This is a genomic window from Noviherbaspirillum sp., from assembly GCF_035944575.1.
Taxonomy (GTDB): Bacteria; Pseudomonadota; Gammaproteobacteria; order Burkholderiales; family Burkholderiaceae_D; genus Noviherbaspirillum.
This window is the reverse complement of the sequence record NZ_DASZBA010000091.1, coordinates 1-6,210: the sequence shown is the minus strand read 5'-3', so window position 1 is coordinate 6,210 and position 6,210 is coordinate 1. Positions and strand designations below refer to the sequence as shown.

Below are 6,210 nucleotides of genomic sequence, written 5' to 3'. Positions count from 1 at the left end.
TGCTTACATGGCGCCTTGTGCATGAAATCGAAAAAGAAGCGATCGACTCGCTCAAGAAAGCCGGCGACCTGGACGCCCGCTACATACGCATGATGCGTTCCTCACGCTGGGGCTATGTACCCAAGGTGGATGAACCGGCCGACTTGGAGGCACAAGAGGAATTGCCGGAAGTCGTCAGCATGATTCAGGACGCCTATCACACGCTGCATTGATGGATCGACCATGACCGGCATGGTTGTGGATAAGGTTGTGGACTACCCTGTGGGCAAGCGCTTGGCAGCAAGTGGATAAGTCAATGCGGCAGATCGCAAAGCGGTTTGCCGCATTCGTTCACATGAAACTTGCGACCGCACACGAACACGACTTCACCCATCACTTCCCCCCCCAGTCGCAGCTGTCCGGACGCACCGAACCATCGGCACCGCATGCCGCGGCCCGCTTGCCAGGATGCGTTACCGGAATGCGTCGACTATAAGGTTGCCGCCCCCAGCAGCAGCGCCATCAGGAAAGCGCCGGCCACACCGGCACACATTCGCAGCACCTCCTTTACATCGTCGGAAGCCGTAACATACCTACGGCCCAATGCAATTTTATTATGGAGCGTTTTCTGCATGATCGCCTCCTGAGTGGGGTGAATTCAGTGTAGAAGATATGCAACTTCAAAACGTGATTTTGCGCAAATGTGCAGTTGAGTGAATAACTCGGCCATATTGATAATCACCCCGCCAAACCTGCCAGCCAGCTGTCGTCGTGGCGACGGCACTCTTCCCTAACCGCTCTCCCTTTGGTTATCAAAGTCCGAAGTTTCGACTATGCTGAAACGAAGCCCGGGAAGGAGCGACATGAAAACTGTATTGCCGTGTTTTGTGTTCATCGCATCTCTATGCTCAGCTTCGCTGGCGCAGGTCCCCGAGACGGGCCGGTGGCAGGATCTCGATTTCAGCAAATCCGACGTATCCAGCAGAACGGACGACCAGTACTGGGACATGCTTGTCGATTTATCCAAGCAAGGCAGACTGGACGACGACCCGACAGTGCTGGGACGCGTGAAGTCAATTGCCTCCGGCCTGATCCAGGCCGCCGCGACAATCAAACCTGAAATCGCGGCCTGGAACTGGGAGATACATACGACAAGCGCTCCTGGCATCGACGCATTCTGCATGGCCGGCGGCAAGCTCATGGTCGGCAGTGAATTCGTTCGAAAACTTCAGTTTGACGACGGTGAACTCGCCACGCTGATCGGCCATGAGGTTGCACACGCGGTAGCAGACCATCACCGTGAATTTCTATCCAGCGTGCTCCATATCAGCCCTCTTCCCGCGACCTCGCTTGATGTGACCATTTCCCGCCTGGATTCGGATCTTTCGCTGCAGATGCGCATGGCATCCTTATCCAGCATCCAGGAAAGCGAAGCGGATCAGCTCGGCATGATCCTCACGCATCGGGCAGGCTGGCCTGCCGCGGCGATGGTGAGTTTCTACCGCAAGCTCGTCGCGACGGAAAAGCCGTCGATTCTCGCTGCGAGCCACCCGTCGGCAACATCGCGCCTAAGCATGGCGAAGGGCATGGCTGCGCTGCTGGAACCGTGAGACGGTCCTGCTTCCCCATGCCGGTTTGCGCGCTGCCTGCGCCTCGTCATGCGCCGGGTGTTTGCAGCATTGCGGCGATTCGCCTGATTCCTTCCAGCGCACCGAGCGGAACGGCGATGTCGCGATGCAGCCCGACCTCCGGCTCCGCAGGATTGATACGTATGAGCGGACAGCCGGCCTGCTCGCCGAACAGGCGCACCGTTGGAATTGCGGTACCTGCGCCGAGCTCGATCACCACAGGCTGCTGCAGCCGCATGAACCAGGCATTCAGTCTCGCCTCCTGACGCGCGGAGCGTTCATCGTTCCAGTCCCAGTCGCCGAACATTAAAATATTCGGCCGCGCCAGCGCCCCGCATTTGGGGCAGCGCGGCAAATCCGACAACAGCCGGCACTGTTCGGCATCGACCTCGGGAACAAATCCGTCTGCAGACCAGACAGCCTTGCCGCATCCGGCGAAGCATTGCAGGTGATGAATCGATCCATGGCATTCCGCAACACGGTCCGCCGGGAAGCCCGATTTCTGAAAATGCCCATCGACATTGCTGGTGAAGACGAAGCCGCCGTTGGGCATCTTGCCGGCCATGGCCAGCAGCATCGTGAATCCGGCATGTGGCGCAATGGCGCGATACAGGTTCAGCCTATGCCCATAGAATCCCCATGCCACTTCCGGCATCGATTCAAAGGCCTTCGGGTTAGCCACTTCATGAAAGCGCATCCCCAGATGGCCCAACGCAGGATACGCCCTCCAGAATCCGTGATCACCCCGGAAATCCGGCAGACCGGAATCGATACCCATTCCTGCGCCGGCAGTGATCAGCAAGCCGTCGGCCTGCGATATCAGATCGGCCGCGGCGAAGCAGGCGTCATCAACGGAATTCAAATTCGTCATAGATGGCTGAAGATTAAAGGAAGGCGTACTTGCACAGAATGGCACGCAGGGTCTGCCGCCTCTCAACCTCTCAACATATCAGACGGCGGGAATTCAGGCAGCACGAATCCGAGACCTTTCCGGCCCACTTCAGCCTGCAGTGACATGGCCGAAACCGAAAAAAATCCCGCGCACCATTTCCGGCGGCGGGAAAAGGATACTCCCTAGGAGGAGAGTAGCGTAGACAACCGAGTTGGCCCAGGTTTTGTTTCAGCGCCGGTCCCGGCGCATTGCGCAGCATCCTGGTAACTGCGTACCGCATTTTTCTCCGTACTGCAGGTACATCACTTCCCGCCAGTCATCCTGCACCATGCTTCAAACTGCTCGAAGCTTGTGAAATACAGCAGCGCTTCATCACCATGGTCCAGCGCCCCGGGTGTCACCGGCCGGCGCTCCATAGGAACATTGACGCCGGCGTTGTAACCTGCGCGCGCCAGATCGACGCCAAGTTCCCTTCGTATCCTGTCATTGTTTGCACTCATGACGGCATGCCCCCGCCTGGCATCCGTTGCGCGTCTTCATATTTGTTTCGTGAGACATGTCCGCCTCCGTATAAAGAAACACTCTCTCCAGCGGTCATTGCTTTCGGCCGATTGCCGAATGCAATCTTAGGAGTTACTGATGTGTGGCAGGGAGGCAATCCTGGTTCCCTCAAGGAACCTCTGCAGCGTGCGCTTTGTTCAATCGCGCCTTCGGTATGCATTCCTTCCCGCGTTGAACGATCACCGCAGCATGCAATCGAAATGGCTTATCGCACTTCTCGAATAAAATGCAGGTATAAATCTGTTGGTTTTTTCTGTGGCGCTGTTTGCACATCGGGTGCCAGCGCCTTGTTCATTTTTAGAAAGCACATTAACTTGGTCACAACACGAAGCAAACGCTGGAGCGGCAACGTTGAGTCGCTGCCGGTTGACTACTTGAAAAGCGTGATGGAAAAAATGATCGATTACGGCGATCGCGTGCAGTTTTCCTTGCTTAGTCCGGGAACCCAGCCCAACTATCAGATCATGAATACGCTCGGCAAGAAGATGGCGTTCGATAAAAATCATCATCTTCTGCAACCTCAGGAGGCGGAATTCGTCGGCGCAAATGCCACGCAGGTCCTTACCCTGGACCAGATAAAGGCGTTGATCGCCGGCGTGGGAAGCAAGTCCGGCACAGGGGCGCGCACGGCCCGCGTGGTTCGTGCCGGAACCGGCGGCAGCAAAGCTGCCACGATTCGCTTGCAGGACCAGTTCGCCAGCCAGAGATATGAATACTTCAAAAATAATCGGCAGTCGCTGCCGCCGACGATTTCAGAACATTCCGATGAAATTACGGAACTGATGAAGAACGGCAAATCGGTGGAAGATGCGTTTAATGAAGTAGTGAAGAAACACTTTTAGTTCAAAGCCGATCCGGCCAGCTCGGGACGATGGACTGATCGTTTCCGAGCCTTGGGTTGGTGTCAATAAATTATAAAAATAACAATTATTATCGGCAATATGGATTCGGTCCGTCATGGCGACGACCGCAACATGATGCGGTCATTTGAATGATTCCGTTTCCTCTCCGTAAGCCGATTCCGAAGGTCTTCGAGCCTAAAATCAGAAAAATCCTACTATTATCAACCTGTAACTTTCTTCATAATGTCAGCTATGTGACATAGACCTTCAGGGCTATTTCGATTTTGATTGCTGCATCAACCCAAGGTGGTTTCTCTTGCTGATTTCTTAGAGATTCTTGTGTCGGGTTGCCAATTAGGTACACATGGTATCGTCGCTTCGCATTCTTGTCGTTGAAGACAATCCCGAATCCCGGGACCTCCTGCTTGAGATGATTGCGATCATAGGCCATGACGCCAGCGCAGTCGATACAGCCGAAGATGCACTCATCACATTGCAGAACGAACCGTTCGATGTGCTGCTTACCGACATCAATCTTCCAAGGATGTCAGGCCTGGAACTGGCACAGAATGTCGTCCTTGTCTGGCCTCAGGTGAAGATAATCTTTGCATCCGGCTATGGTTTTCTTGTGATCGACAATGATCGCATCAATTTCCAATTCAGCCTCCTGTCCAAACCCTATAGCCTGGTGCAACTGGAAGACGCCCTGGCGCGGATCGCCGCCGAAGTTTTTGTGCCTAGCCAATCCATCGCTTCGTGATCTGATCAGCGTTATCGATTTTTTCAAAACGGCTTGCTCCGGGCCGGTTCGTTTGGCACATGCCGGCCAATACAGAAACACGTTCTGTTTCAAGCCAGTAGGTTCCGAACGCGCGCCTAGAGCCACCCGCACCGAAACCGCCATTAGCGGCCGTCGCTCCTCTACCTGGGAATCCGGGAAGGTAAAGTCATCTGTCTCGCGGTACTCCTTAATACACCATTGAAGTTGCCGCCTCCCGCTTTTGATCTGTCAAAGCCCCATCGGACCGGCATGGCGGGATAATAATCGCGTCGCCTCGACTCTTGCTCACAGTTAAGCTTTAAAAAGCCGATCATGATGGCATCGGCAAAAGTATTTCCAAATTATTCTTGACGCAGGATTGATGTCTACCTAATATACATACCAACCAGTTGGTATGGAGACAGAAATGAAACTCAGAGACGGAACCGCAACCCGGATAAAACTGCTCGAAGCAGCACGCGATGTGATTCGCATGAAAGGCTATACGGCGACAACCGTGGACGATATCTGCTCTGCGGCCGGGGTGACCAAAGGCAGCTTTTTCCACCACTTTGCCAGCAAGGAGCAGCTGGGCATCGCGGCCATTGAGAACTTCGGCGAGATGGCTGCGGAAATCTTTGGATCGGCGCCTTATACCGCCCTGCCCGACCCCCTGGATCGCCTGTTGGGCTATGTGGATTTCCGGGCCGCCATGCTCGAAGGGGACATTGCCTCGTACACCTGCCTCATGGGCACTTCGGTGCAGGAGGTCTATGCGACCCACCCCGATATACGCGCAGCCTGCGACCAAGGCATGTCAGCGCATGTAGCGGAACTGGAGCGGGATATCGAGGCGGCGAAACAGCTTTACGCACCGGACGCGCCATGGACAGCCCGGAGCGTCGGCTACTTCATCCAATCCGTCCTGCAAGGCGCATTCATTTTTGCGAAGGCAAAACAGGGACCGGAAACCGCACTCGAATCGCTCGATCACCTGAAACGCTATCTCACTACCCTTTTCAAGAAACCCTGACGCAGCAGAATCGCAATCGAGCAACAAGCATATTCTTATCAAACGGAGGAGTTACCACGATGAGCACCCAGGAAACCACAGCAAACGCAACCAGCAACGAACTCGTACTGACCCGCATCATCGATGCGCCACGTGAAAAACTCTTCAGGGCATGGACCGAGCCGGAGCTGATCAAGCAATGGTTCGCGCCGGCCCCATGGAGTACGCCCTTCGTCGAGACCGATGTGCGTCCCGGCGGCCACAACCTCATCGTCATGCGCGGGCCGGACGGCACCGAGTTTCCGAGCAGGGGCGTCTATCTGGAAGTCGTCCAGAATGAAAAGCTGGTGTTTACCGATGCGTACACGTCGGACTGGCAGCCGTCGGAAAAGCCATTCATGACAGGCATCATCACGTTCGAGGATGAAGGCGGCAAGACCAGGTACACCGCTCGCGTCCGACACTGGACCGCTGCGGATCGGGAAGCACATGAACAGATGGGCTTCCATGAAGGTTGGGGAAAGTGCGCCGACCAG

9 protein-coding genes are annotated in these 6,210 nt (G+C 55.4%); 6 read left to right on the top strand and 3 right to left on the bottom strand.

Going from position 1 to position 6,210, the window contains the following annotated elements; all coding sequences use genetic code 11:
- Positions 1 to 212, top strand: a 212-nt coding sequence (locus VGU61_RS05510) for a DUF2471 family protein (RefSeq protein ID WP_326858099.1), incomplete at its 5' end; no start/stop codon positions are given.
- 257 nt (positions 213 to 469) lie between these two features.
- Here the strand turns inward: VGU61_RS05510 and VGU61_RS05505 are convergent.
- Positions 470 to 613, bottom strand: coding sequence for a hypothetical protein (locus VGU61_RS05505; RefSeq protein WP_326858098.1), 144 nt, complete (start codon positions 611 to 613; stop codon positions 470 to 472).
- Positions 614 to 842: 229 nt separating this feature from the next.
- Here VGU61_RS05505 and VGU61_RS05500 point away from each other — a divergent pair, with 229 nt between their 5' ends.
- On the top strand, positions 843 to 1,589 hold the full coding sequence (locus VGU61_RS05500) for a M48 family metalloprotease (protein WP_326858097.1): 747 nt from the start codon (positions 843 to 845) through the stop codon (positions 1,587 to 1,589).
- A gap of 46 nt (positions 1,590 to 1,635) precedes the next feature.
- Here VGU61_RS05500 and VGU61_RS05495 read toward each other — a convergent pair whose 3' ends face one another.
- Together VGU61_RS05495 and VGU61_RS05490 are read right to left on the bottom strand one after the other, a co-directional pair.
- On the bottom strand, positions 1,636 to 2,478 hold the full coding sequence (locus tag VGU61_RS05495; RefSeq protein ID WP_326858096.1) for an SIR2 family NAD-dependent protein deacylase: 843 nt from the start codon (positions 2,476 to 2,478) through the stop codon (positions 1,636 to 1,638).
- 323 nt (positions 2,479 to 2,801) lie between these two features.
- Positions 2,802 to 2,999 carry a hypothetical protein gene (locus VGU61_RS05490; protein WP_326858095.1) on the bottom strand — a complete coding sequence of 66 codons (198 nt, stop codon included), beginning with the start codon at positions 2,997 to 2,999 and terminating at the stop codon, positions 2,802 to 2,804.
- A 261-nt stretch (positions 3,000 to 3,260) separates the two neighbouring features.
- On the opposite strand from VGU61_RS05490, the gene VGU61_RS05485 reads away from it, so the two are divergent.
- The 4 genes from VGU61_RS05485 to VGU61_RS05470 form a co-directional block, all read left to right on the top strand.
- Positions 3,261 to 3,902, top strand: coding sequence for a hypothetical protein (locus VGU61_RS05485; RefSeq protein WP_326858094.1), 642 nt, complete (start codon positions 3,261 to 3,263; stop codon positions 3,900 to 3,902).
- 364 nt (positions 3,903 to 4,266) lie between these two features.
- Complete coding sequence (locus VGU61_RS05480; protein ID WP_326858093.1) at positions 4,267 to 4,662, top strand: response regulator; 396 nt, start codon at positions 4,267 to 4,269, stop codon at positions 4,660 to 4,662.
- Between the two features lie 427 nt (positions 4,663 to 5,089).
- Positions 5,090 to 5,695 (top strand): TetR/AcrR family transcriptional regulator, encoded by a 606-nt coding sequence (locus VGU61_RS05475; RefSeq protein WP_326858092.1) that lies wholly within the window; start codon positions 5,090 to 5,092, stop codon positions 5,693 to 5,695.
- Between the two features lie 59 nt (positions 5,696 to 5,754).
- Positions 5,755 to 6,210: SRPBCC family protein (locus VGU61_RS05470; RefSeq protein ID WP_326858091.1), on the top strand; the 456-nt coding region annotated here is incomplete at its 3' end.

Excerpts from the sequence above, each read along its gene's own strand:
- VGU61_RS05505 (WP_326858098.1), bottom strand. The coding sequence starts at position 613 with ATGCAGAAAACGCTCCATAATAAAATTGCATTGGGCCGTAGGTATGTT.
- VGU61_RS05500 (WP_326858097.1), top strand. The coding sequence starts at position 843 with ATGAAAACTGTATTGCCGTGTTTTGTGTTCATCGCATCTCTATGCTCA.
- VGU61_RS05495 (WP_326858096.1), bottom strand. The coding sequence starts at position 2,478 with ATGACGAATTTGAATTCCGTTGATGACGCCTGCTTCGCCGCGGCCGAT.
- VGU61_RS05490 (WP_326858095.1), bottom strand. The coding sequence starts at position 2,999 with ATGAGTGCAAACAATGACAGGATACGAAGGGAACTTGGCGTCGATCTG.
- VGU61_RS05485 (WP_326858094.1), top strand. The coding sequence starts at position 3,261 with ATGGCTTATCGCACTTCTCGAATAAAATGCAGGTATAAATCTGTTGGT.
- VGU61_RS05480 (WP_326858093.1), top strand. The coding sequence starts at position 4,267 with ATGGTATCGTCGCTTCGCATTCTTGTCGTTGAAGACAATCCCGAATCC.
- VGU61_RS05475 (WP_326858092.1), top strand. The coding sequence starts at position 5,090 with ATGAAACTCAGAGACGGAACCGCAACCCGGATAAAACTGCTCGAAGCA.